The sequence below is a fragment of the Williamsia sp. Leaf354 genome (assembly GCF_001424365.1).
Taxonomy (GTDB): Bacteria; Actinomycetota; Actinomycetes; order Mycobacteriales; family Mycobacteriaceae; genus Williamsia_A.
In genome coordinates this window covers 1,071,714-1,094,795 of the sequence record NZ_LMPL01000001.1, presented here as the reverse complement: position 1 = coordinate 1,094,795, position 23,082 = coordinate 1,071,714, and the positions used below count along the sequence as shown (strand labels likewise).

The following is a 23,082-nucleotide window of genomic DNA, read 5'->3' as shown; positions in this document are numbered from 1 at the left end:
ACGAGCCGGGATTCCGTGGTGGTCAGCGTGGGGGGAGCAACGGCGTCGTGAGGGGGGCCTCCGGCGCACGGGTGACCGAGGTCGACCCGGTGCGCAGGTACTCGACGATCGCGGCATCGACGACCGGGTTGCCGCGACCGAACTGCACGTGGTCGCCACCCCCGACGGTGATGAGGTGCGATCGCATCCGATCGCGGTGGATCAGCCCTCCCGGGTACGGCGTCTGCGGGTCACCGATGCTCTGCAGTTGCAGCGGCGTGACAGCCAGGCCACGGTTGCTGATCCGGACCGGGCGCGCGACCGGCGCCGCCCCCGAGCAGGCGAGTCCGGACTCGAACAGGTAGCTCGCACCGGTGTAGGGGTCGCCGATGACGAAGGAGTCCAGCAGCGACGCCGGCGCGACCTGCGGACGGGCCGTGACGGCGTTCTCGTTGCAGAGTAGGAGCAACTGCATCGACGACGAGTTCACCTGGCGCTCCGCCTGGTTCGACGGGAGTTGTCGAGCCGGCCTGGGAGCGAGGATGATTCGCTGGGCGAGGCGTGGCCAGTCGTCGCGACTGGGTGCCGCGACCCGGGTCAGCGTCAACAGGTTCGACGCGTTCTGCGACTTACCGGTCGCGAGGCTCGCGACGAGGTTGTCGAAGTAGGCACGCGCGGCCGCGGTTCCCGATCCGCGCAGGAAGGCGTCGAACGCGGTCCGCATCGCCGGCGGGGTGTCGCCGACCTGCGCCGGGGGCGGTCCCAGCGACGGCGGGACGCCCGCTTCGGCCGCCACCTTGCGGCTCCACTCGCGGTAGACCGCGAGTGGCGTGCGACCGAGGTGATAGGTCGCGTCGTTGCCGGCGATCCACGCGAACATCGCCTGAGTGCGAGCCCTGTAGGGCGCGGTCTGTGCGGTGAGCAGCGTGTTCCACACGATGGTCGGGTTGACGGCCGAGTCGAGGATCAGCCGATCGGTGTGTTGTGGGAAGAGCGTCGCGTACGTCGACATCAGCGTGGTGCCGTAGGAGATCCCCAGCAGGTTCACCCTCGGGCCGAGACCCAGTTGCTCTCGCGCCGAATCGATGTCGCGTGCGGTGTTCTCGGTGGTGATGTTCTCGGTCCCGCCCGGCGTGCGCGCGTCGCACGCCGATCGTGCGACCGCGCCACCGGCGAACACCGTCGCCGGCGAGCTCGGCGATACCGGCGCACACGCCACGGGGTTGGCGCCGATGAGTCCGCGCGGCTGCACGGCGATCAGATCCCACTGCGCGCGCAGCTCCGTCGGCAGCTTCGCCTGGGTGAACATGGGGATGCCGTCACCCCCCGGCCCACCGGGGTTGCCGATCAGGACACCGCGCTTGTTCGCCTGATCACCGGCGGGCAACTTCGACACGGTCACCGAGATGCTGCCCGCCGACGGGCGCGCGTAGTCGCGCGGGACCCGGACGACGGTGCACACCGTGTCCGCCGACGCGCCATGGATCGCCGGGCACGGCCCCCACGAGGCGGAGCTCGCAGGAGCAGGCGCTGCGGAGGCCGACGACGTGGCCACCGACGCTGCCAACCCGACCGTCATCGCCCCGACGAGAACACGGATCGCCACTCGACGCGTCGTACTGTTAGCCACGCGCACGACGCTAGTTCATCACGTACGACAGCGCGACACCTCGCACCTCCCGCACGGTCGCGGTCGGCTCCGGCATAGCGACAGCCGATGGGTGCGGGCAAATTCTCGCCGCAGATCGGCCCACGGTGGCGCCAACCCTCGCCGATCGCCGACGTCTTTGTGACCGTCGAATCCGACGAGGCCACTCGGGTGTCGTCGTCGTGACCCGGACAAGGAGCGCCACCCATGGTGATCTCGTACGCACACGTGGAGTCTCCGCCGACGTCCACCGGCGCCACCCCGCCCGCCGTCGCCTCGGCGAAGCGCCCGGCACCTCGCACGAGGTGGCAACGACACCGCTGGACCGTCATCCGGGTGCTGTCGCCGATCGCCCTGCTCGTCCTCTGGCAGATCGGCAGCGCGCTGCGGATCATCCCCGAACGGATCCTGCCCGCGCCGTCGCTGATCGCCGACGCCGGTGCCGAACTCGTGCGCAACGGCGAACTGGCCGACGCGCTGGTGGTGTCGGGTACACGGGTGGTCGAGGGACTCGTGCTCGGCGGTCTGATCGGTGTCGCGCTCGGCGCCGTCGTCGGACTGTCCCGGGTCGCCGAGGCCACCGTCGACCCGCCCCTGCAGATGCTGCGCGCACTGCCCCACCTGGGATTGATCCCGCTGTTCATCATCTGGTTCGGCATCGGCGAGACCCCGAAGATCCTGCTCGTCGCACTCGGTGTCGCGTTCCCGCTCTACCTCAACACGTCGTCTGCGATCCGCCAGATCGACCGCCGCCATCTCGAGACGGCCACCGTCCTCGGATTCTCGTGGCGGCAACGCTTCTCGCGCGTCATCCTGCCCAGCATCGCGCCACAGCTGCTCGTCGGGTTCCGGCAGTCGCTGGCCATCGCCTGGTTGACGCTGATCGTCGCCGAACAGGTCAACTCCGACGCCGGGCTCGGTTTCATCATCAACCAGGCCCGCGACTTCCTCCGCATCGACACCATCATCTTCGGACTCGTCGTCTACGCGTTGCTCGGCATCATCACCGACGGCATCGTGCGCATCCTCGAGGCCCGGGCCCTGCGCTACCAGGCCGACCGATGACCGCCACCGACACCGCCGTCGCATCGCTGCGCGGCGTCGACAAGTGGTACGGCGACCATCAGGTCCTGCGCGGGGTGGAACTCACCGTCGCTCGTGGCGAGATCGTCGCGCTCGTCGGACGTTCCGGCTCGGGGAAGTCCACCATCCTGCGTGTCCTCGCCGGCCTGTCCGACGACCACACCGGTGACACCCACGTCTCGGGTCGCCCGGCCGTCGCGTTCCAGGAACCTCGGTTGTTCCCGTGGCGCAGCGTGGTCGACAACGTCTCCTACGGACTCAACCCCTCGGGGGTCACCGGAGCCCCGGCCCTGCGCGCCGCCGAGGCCACGCTCGTCGAGGTCGGCCTCGACGACAAGTTCGACGCGTGGCCCGCCACGCTCTCGGGCGGGCAGGCGCAGCGAGCCGCCCTGGCCCGCGCGCTGGTCGGCGAACCTGAACTCCTTTTGCTCGACGAGCCTTTCGGCGCACTCGACGCCCTCACCCGGCTGTCGATGCAGTCGTTGCTCCTCGACCTGTGGCGGCGACACGACCTCGGGGTCCTGTTGGTCACGCACGACGTCGACGAAGCGGTGGCCCTCGCCGACCGTGTCCTCGTCCTCGACGACGGCGCGATCGTCGACCGGGTCGATGTCGATCTCCCCCGCCCCCGCGACCGCGGGACCTCCGGCTTCTCGGCGTTGCGGGCGCACCTGCTCGACGCACTCGGCGTGCACTGATCCACGCGACCGATCCACCTCTGATCCACCGAAAGGCATTCATGCTGTTCGCTTCTCGTCCCCGTTCGCGTCGTGTGGCAACGTCGCTGCTGACCCTCGTCGTCGGCGCCACCGCGCTCGCCGGATGTGTCTCACGCGAGTCCGACACCGGGTCGGCTGCCGCGCCGTCGGCGGTCGACGCGAGCCGGCTGTCGTCGGTCACCCTGAACGTCGGTGATCAGAAGGGCGGGACCCAGGCTCTGTTGGAGGCATCGGGGCAGCTGACCGGCACCCCGTACCGGGTGTCGTTCTCCACCTTCACCTCCGGTCCCCCGCAGGTGGAGGCGGCGACCGCCGGACGCATCGACTTCGCCGTCACGGGCAACACCCCGCCGATATTCGGCGCCGCCGCGAACGCCCGCATCAAGGTCGTCAGCGCGTACACCAACGACGCGAGCGGAGATCAGATCCTGGTGCCGAAGACCTCGACCGCGCGCAGTGTCGCCGATCTGCGCGGCAAGCGGATCGCCTTCGGCAAGGGCAGTTCGGCCCACGGGCACCTGCTGTTGCAGCTCACCAAGGCCGGGCTCACGCCGGCCGACGTGCAGCTCGTCCCCCTGCAACCCGCCGACGCGCTGACCGCGTTCACCGCGGGCCAGGTCGATGCGTGGGCCATCTGGGACCCGTTCACCGCCCTCGCGCAACAGCAGACCGGCGCCCGCACCCTGACCACCGCGCAGGGTGTCGCCAACGGCTACGGCTTCGGCATCGCCGCGCAGCAGGCCCTCGACGACCCGGCGAAGAACACGGCGCTCGCCGATTTCGTGTCCCGCCTCGCCAAGGCGTCCGCGTGGGCGCAGGCCCACCCCGAGGAGTGGTCGGCGAAGTACTCCGCGGCGGTGAAGATCGACCCCGTCGCCGGTGAGGAGGCCCAACGACGAAGCCTGCGGCCGGCCATCCCCCTCGATCGGACGGTGATCGATTCCGAACAGACGCTCTACGACGCCTTCGTCGCGGCGAAGCAGATCCCGGCCGGGAAACCGTTCTCCGACTTCGTCGACACCCGTTTCGACGCCACCGTGAAGGCGGCCACCCGATGAGCGCACGCGTCTTCTGGTTCCTGCCCACCGCCGGCGACGGGCGCTCGATCGTCGGTGCGTCGCACGCGTCGTCGCATCGGGTGGAGCCCGCCGGTTTCCGGCCGCCCACCCTGCGTTACCTGACCGAGGTGGCCCAGGCCGCCGACCGTCTCGACTACGAGGGTGTCCTCACCCCGACCGGAACATGGTGTGAGGACGCATGGTTGACCACCGCGGCCCTGCTGCAGGCGACCCGTCGGCTGAAGTTCCTCGTCGCGTTCCGGCCCGGGTTGACGCCACCGACACAGGCCGCGCAACAGGCGGCGACCCTGCAGCGGATGTCGGAGGGACGGTTGCTGCTGAACATCGTCACCGGCGGCGACGACGCCGAGCAGCGCCGCTTCGGTGACTGGGTCGATCACGACCGCCGCTACGCGCGCACCGACGAGTTCCTCGATCTCGTGCATCGCATCTGGACGCAGGACTCGGTCGATCATTCCGGCGAGTTCTACCGCGTCGCCGACGCGAGGGTGTCGCGGGCACCGGACCCGTTGCCGGAGTTCTGGTTCGGCGGATCGTCGGAGCCGGCCCTGGCCGTGGCGGCGCGCCGCGTGCAGACCTACCTCACGTGGGGTGAGCCGCCGGCGGACGCGAAGGCGAAGATCGACCGCGTGCGGGCACTGGCCGCCGCCGAGGGCCGGCGGCTGCGCTACGGCATCCGGCTGCACACCATTAGCCGCGACACCTCCGCCGAGGCGTGGGCGGTCGCGCAGAAGCTGCTCGACGAGCTCCCGGCCGACCAGATCGCGAATGCCCATCAGCTGCACTCGTCGTCGCAGTCGGAGGGTCAGCGCCGGATGGCCGCACTGCACGGCGGTCGCACCGATTCCCTCGAGATCTACCCGAACCTGTGGGCGGGTGTCGGGCTGATCCGCGGCGGGGCGGGCACCGCGCTCGTCGGGTCACACGAGGAGGTCGCGAACCTCATCGGCGAGTACCACGACGCGGGGTTCACCGAGTTCATCCTCTCGGGTTACCCGCATCTCGAGGAGGCCTACCACTTCGCCGAGGGCGTCCGCCCGATCCTCGACCGCCGCGGGATCACCGCCCCGGCGGCTCCTGCACGCGCGGCCTGAGACCTCAGGCCTCGTCGTCCCACTGCACCAGCTCCACCTGGACGTCGCCGAGCCGGACGGTGGCGTTGCGGCCCGTCGGCACCCGCGTCGGGGGAGCGACGACCCGCTCGATCCGTGGCCGCAGCGCGGTGAGCGCGCCGTCGAGGTCGTCGACGAGCCAGGTGATCTGGGTGTCGCGGACGGCGGCGAGCGCGTCCTCGTCGCCGGCGACGATGACGGTGTCGTCGGTGATCATCACCTGCAGCCCGCGGTCGGGCAGGGCGAACCTCCGGCCGCCGGCGGGCGAGGAGCCCAGCAGCTCGCGTGCCGCGAGGTGATCATCGAGGTCTGACGTGTACACACGAGCAAACGACTGCAGAATCGGCATGCATCAAGGCTATTGGCGGCACTGAGCGTTCGCGACGGCTCCACGGTGTACTACGCTTGGGTAGTACACTACTGGGCATGTCCACCGTTCCCGTGCGCGAGCTGAATCAACAGACTGCGGCCGTGCTGGCGCGGGTGAAGTCCGGTGAGCAGATCGAGATCACCGAGCGCGGTGTCGTCGTCGCCGTGCTCGCGCCCCCATCGCCGCACCCGCTCACCGATCTCATCGGCGCGGGCAAAGTCGTCCCGGCGACACAGTCGGGACCCCTGCCCGGGCCCACCGGACCCATGCACGACGACTCCTCCGACCTGCTGCGCGAGATGCGTGAGGACGAACGCTACTGATGATCTACCTCGACACCTCGGCCGCGGTGAAGCTGATCCGCCGCGAGCCGGAGTCGCGCAGCCTCACCGAATGGATCAACGCGTCCGACAAGGGATTGGTGTCGTCGGCATTGCTCGAGATCGAGCTGGTGCGAGCTGCGCGACGGTTGGGCGAATCCACCTTCGTCGGTTCCGCTTTCGCACTCCTCGACCGCGTCGCCTGTCACGAGATCGACAACGACGTACGGCGAGCGGCGGCCGCGTTCACCGATCCCCTGCTGCGATCGCTCGACGCCATACACCTGGCGACGGCTCGCGACGCCTTCGACGGTGTGGTGACGGACTTCTGTTGTTATGAACGGCGGTTGGCCGACGCGGCGCGCGACGTCGGGCTCTCGGTGGCGGCGCCCCGCGACAACCTCAGGCGCTGATTCGTCGCCTCTGTGCCCTACTGCACATGTGACCGACATCGTATTCCGTTTCGGCGCCGACAAGCGTGTAGTCGAGTGCATGAACGCAGTTCTGCATGAGCGCATCGTCGACGAGCGACGGCGGCGGCGCATCGTCCGCTGGTACTACGCGACGCACCTGATTGCCTTCATCGGAGTGATCTTCGGCTTCCTGATCCGCTTCGGGCCTCCCGCCGACCTGGCATACGCGGCCGGGATGACGCTGTGGCTCGGGGGTTTCGGGGCATCGTCGGTGTTGCTGCTGACCGGTGGTCTGCTCGGGATCTACGAGACGTCGACATCGGTGACGACGATCAAGGTCACCGCTGCACTCGTCTCGCTCCTGTCGGGATTTCTGATCTACGGCCTCGGCATCATTACCACCCCAGTGCTGCTGCTCGCGGGGATTCTCCTGCGCGCACTCGTGATGTGGGTTCAGAGACGACTCGGCCTGCAGCGCGCTCCTGCGACCGTTCCCGCCTGACGCGACCGTTGCGACGGTCGCGTAGGGGCGAAACGGTCGCAGGAACGCCGAAAGCCGGCCACCGCGAACGGTGACCGGCCTTCGGTTGTGTCTGATGAGTCAGACTGTCTGTCGAGTCAGACGGGGGGGATCAGAATCCCATCCCGCCCATCTCGTCGCCACCCGGCATCGCCGGGGCCGGGTTCTTCTCCGGCTTGTCGGCGACAACGGCCTCGGTGGTGAGGAACAGGGCCGCGATCGAGGCTGCGTTCTGCAGCGCCGAGCGGGTGACCTTCACCGGGTCGTTGATGCCTGCGGCGAGGAGATCCTCGTACACGCCGGTGCCGGCGTTGAGGCCGGTGCCCAGCGGGCTGTTGCGGATCTTGTCGGCGACGACGCCGGGCTCGAGGCCCGCGTTGAACGCGATCTGCTTGGCCGGGGCCTCGAGCGCGACGCGCACGATGTTGGCACCGGTGGCCTCGTCACCCTCGAGCGACAGACCGTCGATGGCCGGCTCCGACTGCAGCAGGGCCACGCCACCACCGGCGACGATGCCCTCCTCGACAGCGGCCTTGGCGTTACGCACGGCATCTTCGATGCGGTGCTTGCGCTCCTTGAGCTCGACCTCGGTCGCAGCGCCGGCCTTGATGACCGCGACGCCGCCGGCCAGCTTGGCCAGACGCTCCTGCAGCTTCTCACGGTCGTAATCGGAGTCGCTGTTCTCGATCTCGCCACGGATCTGCGAGACACGACCGGCGATGGCGTCGGCGTCGCCGGCACCCTCGACGATGGTGGTCTCGTCCTTGGTGACGACGACCTTGCGCGCGGTACCGAGCAGCTCGACGCCTGCGCCCTCGAGCGAGAGGCCGACCTCTTCGCTGATGACCTCGCCACCGGTGAGGATGGCGATGTCGGCCAGCATGGCCTTGCGACGGTCACCGAAGCCGGGGGCCTTGACGGCAACCGACTTGAAGGTGCCACGGATCTTGTTGACCACCAGGGTCGAGAGCGCTTCGCCCTCGATGTCCTCGGCGATGATCAGCAGGGGCTTGCCGGCCTGGATGACCTTCTCCAGCAGCGGCAGCAGGTCCTTGACGGTCGAGACCTTGCCCGAGACCAGCAGGATGTAGGGATCCTCGAGGACCGCTTCCTGACGATCGGCGTCGGTCACGAAGTAGCCCGAGATGTAGCCCTTGTCGAAGCGCATGCCCTCGGTGAGCTCGAGCTCGAGCCCGAACGTGTTCGACTCCTCGACCGTGATGACGCCTTCCTTGCCGACCTTGTCCATGGCCTCGGCGATGAGCTCGCCGATGGACGGGTCGCCTGCGGAGATGCCGGCGGTCGCAGCAATCTGCTCCTTGGTGTCGATCTCCTTGGCCGAGGCCAGCAGCGACTCGGTGACGGCCGCGACGGCCTTCTCGATGCCGCGCTTGAGACCGAGCGGGTTCGCGCCGGCCGCGACGTTGCGCAGGCCCTCACGAACGAGCGCCTGGGCGAGAACGGTGGCGGTGGTGGTGCCGTCGCCTGCGACGTCGTCGGTCTTCTTGGCGACCTCCTTGACGAGCTCGGCGCCGATCTTCTCGTAGGGATCCTCGAGCTCGATCTCCTTGGCGATGGAGACGCCGTCATTGGTGATGGTGGGGGCGCCCCACTTCTTCTCCAGAACGACGTTGCGACCCTTGGGTCCCAACGTCACCTTGACTGCGTCGGCGAGGGCGTTGAGTCCCCGCTCGAGGCCGCGACGGGCCTCTTCGTCGAACGCGATTTGCTTGGCCATGCGAAGTGATCCTCCGATAGGGGGTGACACTGAAGTTCGTTGGCCGGACTCGGTGCCCGCGACGGACGACCGGGGGTGTCAGTGAAGACCCGATCTCACCGTTCCGACCTGGCACTCCCGGTTCGAGAGTGCCAACTGCCTTTTTAGCACTCGCCCATGGCGAGTGCAAGGTCGCGGCGGCGGGTGACGCGACGTCGGTGGAAACGCTGTCGCGAAGCCACCACGGGCAGGTGAAATCCGCATCCACGCAGCCCACGCCCCTCGGGAATCGACTGAGATGTGCCGCTCTCGTGCACGCCAACGCCCTGTGGGCGATGGCATGCAGGAAACAGGCACATCTCAGCCACCGGCCTGTGCACAGATCGACGGCAGTCCCCAGAACCGGCCCGTCACCGCGCTCGGAACGGGGTTCGGCGCCCGGGGCCGCCGACACTGCTCGTCATGTCCGATCTCGACCCGGTGGTCCGCGCATCACACGGTGTCGTCTCCCGGCAGCAGCTGGCCGACCTGGATGTGGGCGATGCCGAGATCCGGCGACTCGTGCGCCGCGGCGCGATCCGTCGCCTACGTCCAGGATGGTTCGCCGCGCCTCACGCCGACCCGATGGTCGTCGAGGCCGTCTCGGCGGGCGGGATTCTCACGTGTGTCTCCGCCCTACGACGACACGGACTCTGGGTTCCCGAACACGAGAAGAAGCTGCATGCGCGGCCGGCCCACCGCAAGGTCCGACTCGCGTCGGGATGCCGCGTGCACGGATCCATCCCGCCACCGACGGCCGCCGTCGACGATCTGCTGTGCTCGCTCGCCTACGCCGCGCGGTGCCTCGACGCCGAAGGGCTCGTCGTGGTGTGCGACTCGGCGCTGAACTCCCGACGCGCCACCGTCGAGGAGATCACCTCCGCCCTGGCACCCGCCCCTGCACGCACCCGTGCACTGGTCGACCGATGTGACGGCGCCGCGCAGTCGGGGACGGAGACGATGGTGCGGCTCCGGCTGCGTTCGCGGAACATCTCCGTCACCCTGCAGCCCCGCATCGCGGGCGTCGGTTTCGTGGATCTGCTCGTCGGGGATCGCCTGGTCGTCGAATGCGACAGCCGCGAACACCACACCGGGATCGAGCGGTATGAGAACGACCGGGCACGAGACAGGATGCTGATCGAGCTGGGCTACCTCCCGCTGCGACTGAGTTACCGGCAGATCGTCCACGACTGGCCCGCCACCGAAGCCGCGATCCTGACCCTCGTACGACGCGGTGACCACCGGCGGTGACCGAGATGTTCCCCTCTGCTGCACGGCATCGCCCCATATGCGATGCCCGCCCGCTCAGTGCGACATCCCAGTCATGACTAGGCCAGACCCCACTCCTTGGCGAGGAGTTCGTGGGAGCGGAGGCGGTCGTCGAAGCCGTGGGTGACGCTGGTGACGACGAGTTCGTCGGCGCCGGTGGCGGCGGCGAGGGTGCGGAGCTCGTCGGCGACCGAGGGCGCGTCGCCGACGAACTGGGTGCGCACGCGGTCGTCGACGACGGCCTGCTGGGCCTCGGTGAGCGGTTCGGTGAGCGCGGGGTCGGGATAGGGCACGGCGCCACCACCGGCGCGGATGCTGTGGACCCACGGTCCGAAGCTCGAGGCGAGTTCGCGGGCGGTGGCGTCGTCGTCGGCGACGACGACATCGGCCGACACCACGACGTAGGGCTCGGCGAGCGTCTCCGACGGTACGAAGGCCTCGCGGTAGGCCGCGACCGCGTCGAGGGCCGTCGAGGGGGTGATGTGGTAGCTCGCGACGAACGGCAGACCGCGTCGGCCGGCCACCTCGGCGCTCTGTCCCCGACTGCTGCCGAACACCCACACCTCGACGTCGGCGTGCTCACCGGGCACCGCCGAGAAGTGCTCGCCCCCGACCTCGAAGGTGCCGGCGAGCAGCGCGAGGACGTCGTCGACGGCCTCGTCGAAATCGGGTTGCTGCGCCGGCGGCGGCAGCAGGGCGGTCGCCGCCGCGGCCATCCGAGGCGACCCGAGTTGCTTCACCGCGGAGAAGGGCCGGGGCACCAGCACCCCGTCGACGACCCGATCGTCGGTCACGGCCGGCGGACGCGGTGGCGCCGATCCCGCGGTGGCCTCGGCGCGACGCTGACCCGACCGCCCCACCCCGAGGTCGAGGCGACCCGGGTGCAGGGCGTCGATGGTGCCGAACGCCTCCACCACCGACACCGGCGTGTGGAACCCGATCTGGACGGCCGCGGCCCCCACGCGGATGCGGTCGGTCGCCGCGGTGACGAGCGCGATCGCGGTCGGCGTCGACGAGCTCGCGACGGCGACGAAGTGGTGCTCGGCGAGCCAGAAACGCTTGTACCCCAGACTCTCTGCGTGTTGTGCCAGTCGTACCGAGTTCCGCAGCGCGTCGGTCGGGGTGCCGCCCTGCGAGATCGGCGACAGGTCCAGCACCGACAACGGGATGGCGGTCATCGCTCGTCGATTCCCGGGACCCCGTCGGTCCGCGTCGCCAGGGCGGCCCGCGACGACGGCCACACCGAGTGCGCGTCGGGGTTGAGCGCTGCGGCGGCCGAGAGCAGGTCGACCGCTCGCAACCGCGTCAGCCACGACGGACGCAGGACATCGATGGAGACAGACATGGGTCCAGTGAGCGCCGTCGTGGCCGATCTCGCGACGGTTGTGTTCACCGTGATTTGTTCTCCGCGCGAACGGAATCGTCACCACCACCCTGGAGTTGACCCGACGACAACCGCTACCAGGAGGTGAGGTCCGCGTGTCCGCGAGCCCCGAGCAATCGATCCACGTCGCCGTCGCGCTGGGTGGCGCGGGACGACACCCGGCCGCCTGGCGTCTCGACTCGGCCCGCCCCACCGATTTGGTGAGCGCGCAGTACTGGATCGATCAGGTGCGCCTCGCCGAACAGGGGCTGCTCGACCTGGTGACCATCGAGGACTCGTTCTCCCTCTCGGACTCCTCGTCGGGTCCGGCGGCCACCGCCGACGGGCGCGTCGATCTCGCTGTCGGACATCTGGACTCGACGCTCATCGCCGCCCGCGTCGCACTCGCGACCGATCGCATCGGGCTCGTCCCGACGGCGGTCACCACCCACACCGAGCCGTTCCACGTCTCGAAGGCCATCGCGAGCCTCGACCACGCCTCGCACGGTCGGGCGGGTGTCCGCCTGCGGATCTCGCACCACGCGGGGGACGCCGCCCTGTTCGGACGCCGCCCCACCGCCGAACCCGTCCCCGACCTGCTCGCCGAGGCCGCCGATCACGCGGAGGTCCTGCGTCGTCTGTGGGACAGCTGGGAGGACGACGCGGAGATCCGCGACACCGCGACCGGCCGCTTCATCGACCGGGACAAGCTGCAATACATCGATTTCCGGGGTGCGTTCTTCTCGGTGCGCGGCCCGTCGATCACCCCGCGACCGCCGCAGGGCCAACCGGTCATCGCGACGCTCAGCCATACCGGCGACGTGCACCGCTTCGTGGGCAGCTCGGCCGACCTCGCGTTCGTCACCCCCACCGACGTCGCCGATGCGCGCACCATCGTCGCCGAGATCGACCGGGCCCGCGTCGAGGCCGGACGCGACGACGCCGTGCGCGTGCTGGCCGATCTGACCGTGTTCCTCGGCGACACCCGCGCGCAGGCGCGGGCGCATCGCGATCGACTCGACGAGTGGCTCGGCACCGAGTTCACCGACGACGCCGCGGTGGTCGTCGGCACCCCCGCCGACGTCGCCGACCGGATCGCCGAGCTCGTCGACCCCGCGACCGGGGTGGCCGGTGTCCGCCTGCGACCGGGAGCCGTACCCCTGGACCTCGAGGCGATCGTGGCCGGCGTCGTCCCGGAACTGCAGCGACGCAACCTGTTCCGCACGAGCTACTCCGAGGAGACCCTCCGCGGGCATCTCCGACTCCCCCGCCCCGCCAACCGCTACGCAGGACTGGTCACAGCATGAGCACCCCCGAGAAGAATCGCCGCCGTCAGGTCCATCTCGCCGCGCATTTCCCCGGCGTCAACAACACCACGGTGTGGAGCGATCCCGCGGCAGGCAGCCACATCGACATCGAGTCGTTCGTCCACTTCGCGCGAACCGCCGAACGCGCCAAGTTCGACTTCCTGTTCCTCGCCGAGGGATTGCGGTTGCGCGAGCAGAACGACCAGATCTACGACCTCGACGTGGTGGGCCGCCCGGACACGTTCACCGTTCTCGCCGCGCTCGCCGAGGTGACGAGCCACCTCGGCCTCACCGGCACCATCAACTCGACGTTCAACGAGCCGGTCGAGGTCGCACGGCAGTTCGCGAGCCTCGATCACCTCACCGCCGGTCGGGCGGCGTGGAACGTGGTCACGTCGTGGGACGAGTTCACCGGCCAGAACTTCCGTCGCGGGGGCTACCTCGCCAAGGACGCCCGCTACACCCGCGCCCGCGAGTTCCTCGATGCCGCACAGCGACTGTGGGATTCGTGGGACGACACCGACATCGTCGCCGACAAGGCCACGGGCCGGTTCCTCCGACGACCCGACGCGGGCGCGTTCTCGTACGCGAGCAGCCAGTTCGACATCACCGGCCGGTTCTCGGTGCCGCGCAGTCCGCAGGGACGCCCGGTCATCTTCCAGGCGGGCGATTCCGAGGAGGGCCGCGACTTCGCGGCCGAGACCGCCGACGCGATCTTCTCCCGACACGGGACCCTCGATGCGGGGCAACAGTTCTACGCCGACGTGAAGGGCAGGCTCGCCCGCTTCGGTCGCGAGCCCGACGAGCTGCTGATCCTGCCGGCGACGACGTTCGTGATCGGTGACACCGACGCCGACGCCGCCGATCTCGCCCACGAGGTACGCCTCGCGCAGGTCAGCGGTCAGACCGCGATCAAGTTCCTCGAGCAACTGTGGAACCGCGATCTCTCCGACCACGATCCCGACGGTCCGCTGCCGGCCGTCGATCCGATCCCGGGCGAGAACACCGTCGCGAAGGGGCGGGCCAGCGTGCGCATCCACCGCGATCCGCGCGACGTCGCGGCGGAATGGCGGCAGTTGGCCGAGGCGAAGAAGCTCACGACGCGCGAGCTGATCGTGGAGGTCACCGGTCGGCAGTCGTTCATCGGCTCGGCAGAGACCGTCGCGGACAACATGATCGAGTTCGTCGAGGCCGACGCGTGCGACGGCTTCATCCTCGTCCCCCACATCACACCCGGGGGCCTCGACCGGTTCGCCGACGAGGTGGTCCCGCTGCTGCAGGAACGCGGCGTGCACCGTGCGGACTACACCGGCACCACCCTGCGACACCACCTCGGGCTCGCCGACGTGCGGCCCCGGGTCGGGGCCTGAGCCCTCAGGCGGTCTGCTCGCGCAGGTCGTCCATGATCTGCTGGGTGGGGCGGTCGACGATGTCGGCGAAGTCGTCGTGCTTGCGCAGGTAGGCGGCGAACAGCGGACACACCGGCACCACGCGGGTTCCGTTGTCGCGCATGGCCTCCAGCGCGCCGCGGACCAGCAACGTCCCCAGTCCACGACCGCCGAAGGCGTCGTCGACCTCGGTGTGGAAGAAGACCCGCTGCGCGTGGCCGGAGTCGTCGGTGCGGTCGCGGTACAGCGCGAAGCCGACCACCGAGCCGGTGCCGTCGCCGGTGTCGACGGAGATCTCGAATCGCTGCATCGCCGGGTTGTCGGCGATGTCGGCCCGGGCGCCCGTCTTGTCGGTCGGCATGGTCAGTGGCCTCTCGTGGAGCCGACGTGCGGCGCCGGGTTGGCGCGCGGTCGCAGCGTGGTGGTGGGCATCTCGGGAGCCGGGATACGCGGGTGCGGCCCACGGTATCCCTCGACGGTCCCGAATCGGATGTCGCCGGCCTCCCACTGCGCACGGTAGGAGGCGATCTCGTCGTGGGTGCGTCCGACGAAGTTCCACCACATGATGATCTCCTCGGTGAACGGCTCACCCCCGACGAGCAGTGCCCGACCCGACGTGTCGGATCGGTTGGCCATGACGACGGTCGGCGACCCGACGCCGACGTAACCGAGTTCGCCGACCGCGAGCGACTCGTTCTCGACGGCGATGTCACCCCGGTCGCTCAACACGCCGTGTTCGTGCGTCGGAGCGACCTCGAGCGTCACGGTGGTGTGCGCGGGCAGCACGATCTCCGCACCGACCAGCGCGGTGGCGGTCCGCACCGGCGAGTCCGCCCGCACGCGCTCGTCACCGACCCGCAGGCCCACCTCGCCGAGGAACACCCGCATCTGCGCGCCGCCGGCGGTGACCGGTTCGGGGGCGAAGTGGTCGAAGCCGTGGTCGTCGTCGCGCACGGCGTCGGGCAGTGCCAGCCACAGCTGCGCCCCGTGGAGGATCGTCGTGTCCGGAGTGGACACCTCGGAGTGGCTGATGCCGTGACCGGCCGACATGAGGTTGAGCTCGCCGGGGCGCACCATCGCGTGGACGCCCGCGGAGTCGCGGTGCTCGATCTCGCCGGTGAACAACCAACTGACGGTCTGCAGACCGGTGTGCGGGTGCGGCGCCACGTCCATGCCGGCCGATGTCGACACGTCCTCGGGGCCGTAGTGGTCGATGAAGCACCACGCCCCGATCAGCGACCGTTGTCGCTGCGGCAGCGTCCGCCGGACACGCATCGCGCGCGGACCGCCCAACGGCACCTCGCGCGCGGTGATGACCTCGACGCCGCCGCGCGGGTCGGCCACGCACTCCTGGGACACCGGGTGCTCTTCGAGATTGCTCATCGCCGTCCCATCCGCTCGCTCACGCCGCGTCTATGTTGATGCGTGAGTGAACGATACGCCGGTGATCCCACCTGCGGCGTACGCCCACCGAGCCCCGCGCCCCGCGCCTCTGGTCACCGACAGGAGCCACGATGGACCACCCGCACATCTACATCGACAAGCAGTCCCCCGAGGCCTACCGGGCACTGGGTGGGGTCGCGGCCGCGGTGTCGGACACGGCACGCGGCGCCGATCTCCCGCGCATCCTGGTGGAGCTGGTCAACCTGCGGGTGTCGCAGATCAACGGATGCGCCTTCTGCCTGGAGTTGCACTCGCGCCGCGCGATCGCCGCCGGCGAGACCGTGCAGCGCATCGCGACACTGCCCGCCTGGCGCGAGACCGAGCTGTTCGACGAGACCGAGCGCGCGGCATTGCTGCTGGCGGAGACGGTGACGACCCTGCCGCCCCACGACGTGGCGGAGATCGAGTACGAACGGGCTCGCGCCACGCTCACCGACGACCAGGTCTCGGCGGTCATCTGGGTCGCCATCGCCATCAACGCCTTCAACCGGGTCTCGATCCTCAGCCGACACCCCGTCCGGCAGTGACCGGCGCGTCGGCGTAGATCGGGTAGTCCGGCAACACGAAATCCTTGCCCGCCCGCGAGAGCAGACGGTGCTCGACCCGCGAACGCACCGCGGGTCGCGCGAGCAGGGTGTGCACGGCCCGCAGCACCCGCAGGCCGCGCGTCGTCCTCGGCATCACCATGCGGGAGTTGCCCGACGACGGGGTCTGGACCGACTCCGCGTACGGGCGGATGATCCGTTCGTATGCGGTGAAGGCGCGCCGATGGTCGATCGCGTCGCCGGTGCGGGCCGCGTCGAGTTCGCCGGCGAGGACGTAGGCGCCCACCAGTGCGAGCGTCGTACCCATGCCGGTGGGGCCGCCCGCCCACGCCGCGTCGCCGACGACGATGACCCGGCCGCGCGAATAGGTCGGCATCACCACCTTGTCGGTGCGTTCCATGTAGAACTCCTCCGGCGCGGCCTCGAAGCCGTCGAGGATGCGGTCGGTCTCCCACCCGACTCCGGCGAAACGGTTGCGCAGCACCGTCATCTGCGCGGCGTGGCCGAGACGGTCGAGGCCGAGATCCGGCGCCAGGAAACCGAGGTTCGCGCGGATGGTGCCCGTGTTGTCCGGACGGAGGCCGACCATACGGCTGTCCCGCGCGGTCATCCAGCGCCACCAGTCGTCGTCGGCGGCGGTCCGCGCGATCGTGCCGTAGGCGATGTAGAGGCCACGGCTGATCGTGCCCACCTCGTCGCCGAACACGAGGTCGCGCGTCGTGGAGTTGCGCCCCTCGGCCACCACGACAAGGTCGAAGTGCTCGCGGGTGCCGTCGGCGAACGCGACGGTGACACCGTCGTCGGGCCGGTCCTCGAGCGCGACGACGTGCGTCCCGAACCGGTGCTCGACCGTTCCCTCCGTGAGTCCCATCAGGATCTCGGAGAGCTTCCCGCGCAGGATCTCCAGCTCGGCGGTCGGCCCGTCCTCACCCTCGAGGGCGGGCAGCTCGGCGTAGGGCTCGCCGCGGTGGTCGAGGTAGCGGATCCCGACCTCGCCGGTGGAGGCCGCCTTCACCTCGTCGCGGATCCCCATCGCGCGCAACACCGCGTGACCGGCGTCGCGGATGTCGATGTTCTGTCCAGCCTCGCGCGGACGCGGCGCCCGTTCGAGAAGCGTCACCGCGAAACCCGCCCGCTGCAGGGCCCACGCCTGCGCCGGCCCTCCGACACTGCCCCCGGTCACCAGGACTCTCGGCCGGTCACCCTCGTGTGCTCGTCGATCGGTCATGTCGTCCTCCATCACCGTGCGAATGTATGTAGACAATCTAGCAATCAGTTTGTCGAATGACCATATTGACTATGCACTCGCCCGATGGTGGGATGTCCCCCATGCCCGACGACTCCTACGGAGACCTCGACCCCGCGACGGTGGCCGTCCGCGACATGGTCGGCGCGTCGCGAGAGCTGGTCGGGCGCATGGCCGACCGGATGGGGATGAACCCCAACGACATGGCGGCGATCGCCGCGCTGGCACAGCGCGGACCGATGGGAGTGGCGGAGTTGGCCGCACACCTCGGGATCCGTTCGGCCTCGGCCACGGTCCTGGTGGACCGACTCGAACGCGCCGGGCACGTCCGGCGGGTCCGCGACACCGTCGACCGCCGCCGGGTGTCGGTGGTCGAGACCCCGGCCGCACGTCAGGCCACGCACGCGGCGTGGAGCGCGACGATCAGCCGCATCGACGACGTCTGCCGCGCCCTCCCCGACGACGAACGCGAGGTCGTCCTCCGGTTCCTGTCCGACATCACCGAGGTCACCGCGGACAGCGGGAACGACTGAGCGCAGGCTAGTGCGCGAGCACGCGCGCGGGCGCCATCGCGAGGACGTCGGCGACGAGGGAGTGCGCGAAGGCCTCGTCGGCGTGGAGCCCGAACACGACGTGGTGGTACAGCGGCGCCACCACGTGGTTGAGCACCTGGGCGACGGTCGGCACGGCCTCACCCCGCTCGGCGGCGCGGGCCAGCATCTGTCCGGCCTGCTCGTCGCGGGTCTCCCAACACGGGCACTCGCCCGGGGTGCCCTGACGCGCACTGACCATCGCGCGGAGGTAGACGATGCGCTCGGGTCGGGTGATGTCGGCGACGATGATGCCCGCCCACGCCTCGAGATCGCCCCGGATGGCGCCGGTATCGGGCATGGGCTCGTCGCCGGTCAGCGCGGCGACCGCGACCTCCTCGAGGAGCGTGGCCACCCCGCCCCAGCGGCGATAGATGCTGGTGGGGTTCACCCCGGCGCGTTCGGCGACCTGCGGGACGGTCATCGTGTCGCGATGACCCTCGCTGACCAGCGCGCCGACCGCCGCGTAGACGTCGGCCTGCACGCGTGCGCTGCGGCCGCCGGGCCGTCGGGCAGAGGTGCGGGTGGTAGTCATGTCTGCCATTATTGCAAATCGACTGGCTTTAAGTCGGCGCACGGTGCTACCTTCTCAAAAGCAACAATCACTGCTTTAAGTGAGGAGTAGCGACATGCAGCGACAGATCCCGCGGTCGGTGGCCTTCTGGCTGGTCGGCCTGACCTCGACGGTGGTGCTGTTGGCCTCGGCCGCGCCGTCGCCGCTGTACCCCGTCTATCAGCAGCTGTTCGGGTTCTCGGCCTTCACCCTGACCATCGTGTTCGCGGTGTACGTGCTCGCCCTGGTGGGGACGCTGCTCACCGTCGGATCGATCTCCGACCACATCGGTCGACGCCCCGTCCTCGCCGGCGCCATCGTCCTGTTGATCGTGAGCATGGTGGTGTTCCTGACCGCCGACGGTGTCGCGATGCTGATCGTCGCCCGGGTCCTGCAGGGGCTCGCGACCGGCGCACTGGTCGGCACCGTGAGTGCCGCACTCGTCGACCTCGCCCCGACACCACATCTGGGGTCGATGGTCAGCACGGCCACCCCGCCCCTCGGGCTCGCGACGGGCGTGGTGCTCGCCGGCGTGCTGGTGGAGTACGCGCCGCTGCCACGCGTCATCGTCTACGTCGTCCTCATCGTGGCCCTGGCCGTACTGCTCATCACGATCGCGTTCCTGCCCGAGACCTCGCCGCTCCTCGGCTTCGACTCGAGATCGCATGCGCTGGGGACGATCTCACCGAGTATCGCCGTGCCTGCCGACGTGCGTCCGGTGTTCTTCTCGGCGGTCCCGGCGATGCTCGCCACGTGGTCGCTCGGTGGGCTCTACCTGTCGCTGGGCTCGTCGATCACCGCGCAGATCCTCGGTGTCGCCAACCACGCGACCGGTGGCGCGATCCTGTGCGCCTTCTTCGGCAGCGCGGCCCTCGCCTCGACCGTCGCCTCCCGCGCGTCGACCACGATGAAGCTCGTCGTCGGGTACAGCGCACTCGCCGGCGGGGTGCTGATCTCGATGTCGGCGGTCCTGGCCGAGTCGGCACCGGTGTACGTGATCGGATCGATCCTCGCCGGAATCGGTTTCGGCACCACGCTTCTGGGCATCATGTCGGAGATGGCGCGCGTCAGTGCGCCCTCGCAGCGCGCCCAGGTGTTCGCAGCGGTGTTCGCCGTCTGCTACACCGCGTTCAGCGTCCCCGCGGTGATCGCAGGCGTCGTCACCGGCCACGTCGGCCTGCGCGCGACCGCGGTGGGCTACGCGATCTTCATCGTGTCGCTGATCGCCGCGGCCGCGATCGCCGCGGTGGTGTTGCGCGACCGCGGCGAACTCCCCACCGGCGACGAACCGTCAGGCGCGGGCCCGCTCGGCGGCCTTGGGCGTGACGACGCCCTTGTCGACGGCCTTGGTCACCCGCTTGCGCGAGAAGCGACCGACGCCGGTCAGGATGCGCGAGACGATGGTGCGGCGGCCCTTGCGGCGTTCGAGTCGGGCGCCCGCTGACAGGCTGAGCCGGGCGACGAGCGGCAGCGCGAACGCCACCAGCAGGTAGCGGTAGATGTAGCGCCGCGCCAGGAGCGGGATCACTTCAGCGCTCGGCGCGCACGGATCGAGCCCGAGATCAGCCAGGCGAGGACGGCGCCGACCGCAGCTCCGATGAGCAGCGCCAGCCCCAGCCCGAGATCGAGCTGCCATGCCAGGAACTTCACGCTGACCTTGTCGGTGTTCTGCAGCACGAAGGTCACCAGCGCGGCGATGACCACGACGGTCAGGACGAGGAGTACGCCCGATCCGGCCCCGATGGAACGCCGGCGTGTGGGGCGGGAGGTCTCCGTGGTGGCGGCACTCATGGCGGTCCTGCTCTCTGTCCTGCGGAATCCGTCGTGGATCACCGTCACAACGGACGATGTCAAGAAGACATCTCGCCGACCGCTCCCGCGACATCACGAGAAGGTCTCGAAAAATCACGAACCGATAACGGCGGCGGCGATCGTGTCCCGGTGTCCGCATGGAGGCCACCTGCGTTGACGTCCCGGGCCGCAGTGGGAGTAATAAGGAGCTATGCACCTCGCCCTCACCCCCGAAGAAGCGGACTTTCGCGATGAGATGCGGACGCTCTTCACCACGAAGATCCCCAAAGAGATCCGCGAACGCTCGGCCGCGGGAAATCTGAACTTCCCCGACGACATCGTCACCACGATGCGCATCCTCAACGAGGAGGGCATCGCGGTCCCGAACTGGCCCGTCGCCGACGGCGGCAAGGACTGGACCCCGGTGCAGCGCCACATCTGGCAGGACCAGATGAACCTCGCCGCCGTGCCCGAGCCGTTGGCGTTCAACGCCGCGATGGTCGGACCGGTCATCGCGCAGTTCGGTTCGCAGGAGATCAAGGACCGCTTCCTGCCCGCGACGGCGAACCTCGACATCTGGTGGTGCCAGGGCTTCTCCGAGCCCGAGGCCGGCTCGGACCTCGCGTCGTTGAAGACGAAGGCCGTCCGCGACGGTGACCACTACATCGTCAACGGCCAGAAGACCTGGACCACGTTGGCGCAGTACGCCGACTGGATCTTCTGCCTGGTGCGCACCGATCCCGATGCGCCGAAGAAGCAGGCCGGCATCAGCTTCCTGCTCATCGACATGAACTCCGAGGGCATCGAGCGGCGTCCGATCCAGCTCATCGACGGCGGCCACGAGGTCAACGAGGTCTGGTTCACCGACGTCCGCGTCCCGGTGGAGAACCTCGTCGGCGAGGAGAACGCCGGCTGGAGCTACGCGAAGTTCCTGCTGTCGAACGAGCGCGGTGGCATCGCCCGCGTCTCGTACAACAAGATCCGTCTCGCCCGGGCCAAGGAGATCGCGGCGTCGATCCCGACCCCGAACGGCTCCCTGCTCGACGACCCGTTCACCCGCGCCCGCTTCGTCGAACTCGAGAACGCCCTGCTGGCACTGGAACTCACCCAGCTGCGCGTGGTCGCCTCCGATGGCGACGGCAAGCCGAACCCGGTGTCGTCGGTGTTGAAGCTCCGCGGCAGCGAGCTCACCCAGGAGGTCACCGAGCTCATGACCGACCTGGCCGGTACCGACGCCCTCACCGTCTTCGACCCCGCCCTCGACGACGCCGAGTGGGCACACCTCGCCATGCCGACGTACCTCAACACCCGCAAGGTGTCGATCTACGGCGGATCGTCGGAGGTCCAGCGCACCATCATCGCCTCGGGGATCCTGGGTCTGTAGAGACCGGTCCACCGCACCCCACACATCTTTTCTGTACCCACGAAAGGGTCACTCCCCCATGGATTTCGAACTCACCGAGGAGCAGTCGCTCCTGCGCGACACCGCGCGTGAGGTGCTCGGCCGCGCCTACGACGTCGAGAAGCTCCGCGAGGTCGCCGAGACCGACCGCGGCTGGAGCGAGAAGGTCTGGAGCTCGCTCGCCGAGATCGGCATCCTCGGCCTCCCGTTCTCCGAGGACGACGGCGGCGCCGGTGCCGGTTTCGCCGAGACCGCGGTCGTGGCCGGCGAATTCGGACGGTCGCTGGCCCCGGAGCCGTTCATCACCGGCATGGCGACGCCGGGTGTGGCGATCGCCGCGGTCACCGACGACGCCCTGCGCGGCGAGATCGTCGGCGAGGTCGCCGAGGGCGGGCTGGTGCTCGCCTACGCCCATGACGAGCCCGGCGACCGGTGGCCCACCGCAGCCCTGGCGACCACCGCCACCGCTTCCGGCGACAGCTACACCCTGACCGGCACCAAGAGCCCCGTGCTCGCCGGCGACGTCGCCGGGACGTTCGTCGTCACCGCCACGCTCGACGGCGCACCCGCGCTGTTCCTCGTCGACGCCGACGCCGAGGGCGTGACCCGCACCGCGTTGCGCACCCATGACCGGCGTCGCGCCGCCCGGGTCACCTTCGACGGTGCGGCCGCGACAGCGCTGCCGGTCGACGATGCCGCCGCGGTGATCACGAAGACCGAGGTCGTCACCCAGACCCTCCTGTGCGCCGAGGCCGTCGGCGCCATGGAGCAGGCCCTGAACCAGACCACCGAGTACCTGAAGTCGCGCAAGCAGTTCGGCGTGCCGCTCAAGACGTTCCAGGCGCTCACCCATCGCGCGTCGAACATGTACGTCGAACTCGAGCTGGCCCGCAGCATCAGCACCTACGCGACGATGCGTCTCGCCGACGACGACGTGGACCCGGCGACCGCATCGCGCGCGAAGCTGCAGATCTGCCACTCGGCGCGTCTCATCGGCCAGGAGACCATCCAGCTCCACGGCGGCATCGGCCTCACCGCCGAGTACCCCGTGGGCCACGTGGTGAGCCGCCTGACCGCGATCGCCCACACCCTCGGTGGGTCCGACGATCACCTGCGCGCCCTGTCGGAGACGGTCGCCGATCACGACATGCTCACGCTGATCTGACGTTCCTGCTCGCCGCATTTG

25 protein-coding genes are annotated in these 23,082 nt (G+C 69.5%); 15 read left to right on the top strand and 10 right to left on the bottom strand.

Annotated features, from left to right (window positions below):
• Window positions 1–22 precede the first annotated feature (22 nt).
• The gene (locus ASG12_RS05270) at window positions 23–1,609 is read right to left on the bottom strand and encodes an alpha/beta fold hydrolase (protein WP_327197933.1); all 1,587 of its coding nucleotides are present in this window, start codon (window positions 1,607–1,609) and stop codon (window positions 23–25) included.
• A 225-nt stretch (window positions 1,610–1,834) separates the two neighbouring features.
• On the opposite strand from ASG12_RS05270, the gene ASG12_RS05265 reads away from it, so the two are divergent.
• Genes ASG12_RS05265 through ASG12_RS05250 form a run of 4 tightly spaced genes read left to right on the top strand, consistent with a single transcriptional unit; the run spans window position 1,835 to window position 5,602 of the window.
• Window positions 1,835–2,692: an ABC transporter permease gene (locus tag ASG12_RS05265; RefSeq protein WP_055786022.1), complete on the top strand. Its 858-nt coding sequence runs from the start codon at window positions 1,835–1,837 to the stop codon at window positions 2,690–2,692.
• Window positions 2,689–3,408 carry an ABC transporter ATP-binding protein gene (locus ASG12_RS05260; RefSeq protein WP_055786019.1) on the top strand — a complete coding sequence of 240 codons (720 nt, stop codon included), beginning with the start codon at window positions 2,689–2,691 and terminating at the stop codon, window positions 3,406–3,408. Before ASG12_RS05265 ends, ASG12_RS05260 begins: the two co-directional genes overlap by 4 nt.
• Before the next feature lie 41 nt (window positions 3,409–3,449).
• The gene (locus ASG12_RS05255; RefSeq protein WP_055786016.1) at window positions 3,450–4,487 is read left to right on the top strand and encodes an ABC transporter substrate-binding protein; all 1,038 of its coding nucleotides are present in this window, start codon (window positions 3,450–3,452) and stop codon (window positions 4,485–4,487) included.
• On the top strand, window positions 4,484–5,602 hold the full coding sequence (locus ASG12_RS05250) for an LLM class flavin-dependent oxidoreductase (RefSeq protein WP_055786013.1): 1,119 nt from the start codon (window positions 4,484–4,486) through the stop codon (window positions 5,600–5,602). The genes ASG12_RS05255 and ASG12_RS05250 overlap by 4 nt, the downstream gene beginning before the upstream one ends.
• A gap of 4 nt (window positions 5,603–5,606) precedes the next feature.
• On the opposite strand, the gene ASG12_RS05245 is transcribed toward ASG12_RS05250, so the two are convergent.
• Entirely contained in the window at window positions 5,607–5,969 is a 363-nt protein-coding gene (locus ASG12_RS05245) for a hypothetical protein (RefSeq protein WP_055786010.1), read from the bottom strand.
• 77 nt (window positions 5,970–6,046) lie between these two features.
• Here ASG12_RS05245 and ASG12_RS05240 point away from each other — a divergent pair, with 77 nt between their 5' ends.
• The 3 genes from ASG12_RS05240 to ASG12_RS05230 are packed head-to-tail and all read left to right on the top strand — an operon-like array spanning window position 6,047 to window position 7,225.
• The gene (locus ASG12_RS05240) at window positions 6,047–6,313 is read left to right on the top strand and encodes a type II toxin-antitoxin system Phd/YefM family antitoxin (protein WP_055786008.1); all 267 of its coding nucleotides are present in this window, start codon (window positions 6,047–6,049) and stop codon (window positions 6,311–6,313) included.
• Window positions 6,313–6,723, top strand: a complete 411-nt coding sequence (locus ASG12_RS05235; protein ID WP_055786004.1) for a type II toxin-antitoxin system VapC family toxin — start codon at window positions 6,313–6,315, stop codon at window positions 6,721–6,723. The genes ASG12_RS05240 and ASG12_RS05235 overlap by 1 nt, the downstream gene beginning before the upstream one ends.
• Window positions 6,724–6,751: 28 nt before the next feature.
• Window positions 6,752–7,225 carry a hypothetical protein gene (locus ASG12_RS05230; RefSeq protein ID WP_055786001.1) on the top strand — a complete coding sequence of 158 codons (474 nt, stop codon included), beginning with the start codon at window positions 6,752–6,754 and terminating at the stop codon, window positions 7,223–7,225.
• 130 nt (window positions 7,226–7,355) lie between these two features.
• Here ASG12_RS05230 and groL read toward each other — a convergent pair whose 3' ends face one another.
• Window positions 7,356–8,981 carry a chaperonin GroEL gene (gene groL, locus ASG12_RS05225; RefSeq protein WP_055785999.1) on the bottom strand — a complete coding sequence of 542 codons (1,626 nt, stop codon included), beginning with the start codon at window positions 8,979–8,981 and terminating at the stop codon, window positions 7,356–7,358.
• Between the two features lie 441 nt (window positions 8,982–9,422).
• Between groL and ASG12_RS05220 the strand changes: the two genes are divergently transcribed.
• On the top strand, window positions 9,423–10,250 hold the full coding sequence (locus ASG12_RS05220) for a type IV toxin-antitoxin system AbiEi family antitoxin domain-containing protein (RefSeq protein WP_055785996.1): 828 nt from the start codon (window positions 9,423–9,425) through the stop codon (window positions 10,248–10,250).
• Between the two features lie 77 nt (window positions 10,251–10,327).
• Here the strand turns inward: ASG12_RS05220 and ASG12_RS05215 are convergent, their stop codons facing one another.
• Together ASG12_RS05215 and ASG12_RS21540 are read right to left on the bottom strand one after the other, a co-directional pair.
• Window positions 10,328–11,446, bottom strand: a complete 1,119-nt coding sequence (locus tag ASG12_RS05215) for an LLM class flavin-dependent oxidoreductase (RefSeq protein WP_055785993.1) — start codon at window positions 11,444–11,446, stop codon at window positions 10,328–10,330.
• Window positions 11,443–11,613: a hypothetical protein gene (locus ASG12_RS21540; RefSeq protein WP_156377925.1), complete on the bottom strand. Its 171-nt coding sequence runs from the start codon at window positions 11,611–11,613 to the stop codon at window positions 11,443–11,445. Before ASG12_RS21540 ends, ASG12_RS05215 begins: the two co-directional genes overlap by 4 nt.
• Window positions 11,614–11,747: 134 nt before the next feature.
• Here ASG12_RS21540 and ASG12_RS05210 point away from each other — a divergent pair, with 134 nt between their 5' ends.
• Window positions 11,748–12,938 (top strand): LLM class flavin-dependent oxidoreductase, encoded by a 1,191-nt coding sequence (locus ASG12_RS05210; RefSeq protein ID WP_055785990.1) that lies wholly within the window; start codon window positions 11,748–11,750, stop codon window positions 12,936–12,938.
• Complete coding sequence (locus tag ASG12_RS05205) at window positions 12,935–14,308, top strand: NtaA/DmoA family FMN-dependent monooxygenase (protein ID WP_055785986.1); 1,374 nt, start codon at window positions 12,935–12,937, stop codon at window positions 14,306–14,308. The genes ASG12_RS05210 and ASG12_RS05205 overlap by 4 nt, the downstream gene beginning before the upstream one ends.
• Before the next feature lie 4 nt (window positions 14,309–14,312).
• On the opposite strand, the gene ASG12_RS05200 is transcribed toward ASG12_RS05205, so the two are convergent.
• Both ASG12_RS05200 and ASG12_RS05195 read right to left on the bottom strand, forming a co-directional pair.
• Window positions 14,313–14,687: a GNAT family N-acetyltransferase gene (locus tag ASG12_RS05200; RefSeq protein ID WP_055785983.1), complete on the bottom strand. Its 375-nt coding sequence runs from the start codon at window positions 14,685–14,687 to the stop codon at window positions 14,313–14,315.
• Between the two features lie 2 nt (window positions 14,688–14,689).
• A complete protein-coding gene (locus ASG12_RS05195) occupies window positions 14,690–15,709 on the bottom strand; it encodes a pirin family protein (RefSeq protein WP_055785979.1) in 1,020 nt (339 codons plus the stop codon).
• 131 nt (window positions 15,710–15,840) lie between these two features.
• Here ASG12_RS05195 and ASG12_RS05190 point away from each other — a divergent pair, with 131 nt between their 5' ends.
• Complete coding sequence (locus ASG12_RS05190; RefSeq protein WP_055785976.1) at window positions 15,841–16,296, top strand: carboxymuconolactone decarboxylase family protein; 456 nt, start codon at window positions 15,841–15,843, stop codon at window positions 16,294–16,296.
• Here ASG12_RS05190 and ASG12_RS05185 read toward each other — a convergent pair.
• Window positions 16,271–17,542 (bottom strand): FAD-dependent monooxygenase, encoded by a 1,272-nt coding sequence (locus tag ASG12_RS05185; protein ID WP_082501780.1) that lies wholly within the window; start codon window positions 17,540–17,542, stop codon window positions 16,271–16,273. The two genes, ASG12_RS05190 and ASG12_RS05185, sit on opposite strands and share 26 nt — an antisense overlap.
• Before the next feature lie 71 nt (window positions 17,543–17,613).
• On the opposite strand from ASG12_RS05185, the gene ASG12_RS05180 reads away from it, so the two are divergent.
• Window positions 17,614–18,093, top strand: a complete 480-nt coding sequence (locus ASG12_RS05180; RefSeq protein ID WP_156377923.1) for a MarR family winged helix-turn-helix transcriptional regulator — start codon at window positions 17,614–17,616, stop codon at window positions 18,091–18,093.
• Between the two features lie 7 nt (window positions 18,094–18,100).
• Here the strand turns inward: ASG12_RS05180 and ASG12_RS05175 are convergent, their stop codons facing one another.
• On the bottom strand, window positions 18,101–18,685 hold the full coding sequence (locus ASG12_RS05175; protein ID WP_082501649.1) for a TetR/AcrR family transcriptional regulator: 585 nt from the start codon (window positions 18,683–18,685) through the stop codon (window positions 18,101–18,103).
• 94 nt (window positions 18,686–18,779) lie between these two features.
• Between ASG12_RS05175 and ASG12_RS05170 the strand changes: the two genes are divergently transcribed.
• Window positions 18,780–20,147, top strand: a complete 1,368-nt coding sequence (locus ASG12_RS05170; protein ID WP_055785964.1) for an MFS transporter — start codon at window positions 18,780–18,782, stop codon at window positions 20,145–20,147.
• 80 nt (window positions 20,148–20,227) lie between these two features.
• On the opposite strand, the gene ASG12_RS05165 is transcribed toward ASG12_RS05170, so the two are convergent.
• A complete protein-coding gene (locus ASG12_RS05165; RefSeq protein ID WP_045821685.1) occupies window positions 20,228–20,494 on the bottom strand; it encodes a lipopolysaccharide assembly protein LapA domain-containing protein in 267 nt (88 codons plus the stop codon).
• A gap of 211 nt (window positions 20,495–20,705) precedes the next feature.
• Here ASG12_RS05165 and ASG12_RS05160 point away from each other — a divergent pair, with 211 nt between their 5' ends.
• Window positions 20,706–21,878: an acyl-CoA dehydrogenase family protein gene (locus tag ASG12_RS05160; RefSeq protein WP_045821684.1), complete on the top strand. Its 1,173-nt coding sequence runs from the start codon at window positions 20,706–20,708 to the stop codon at window positions 21,876–21,878.
• A 58-nt stretch (window positions 21,879–21,936) separates the two neighbouring features.
• Complete coding sequence (locus tag ASG12_RS05155) at window positions 21,937–23,061, top strand: acyl-CoA dehydrogenase family protein (RefSeq protein WP_055785962.1); 1,125 nt, start codon at window positions 21,937–21,939, stop codon at window positions 23,059–23,061.
• Window positions 23,062–23,082: the final 21 nt, after the last annotated feature.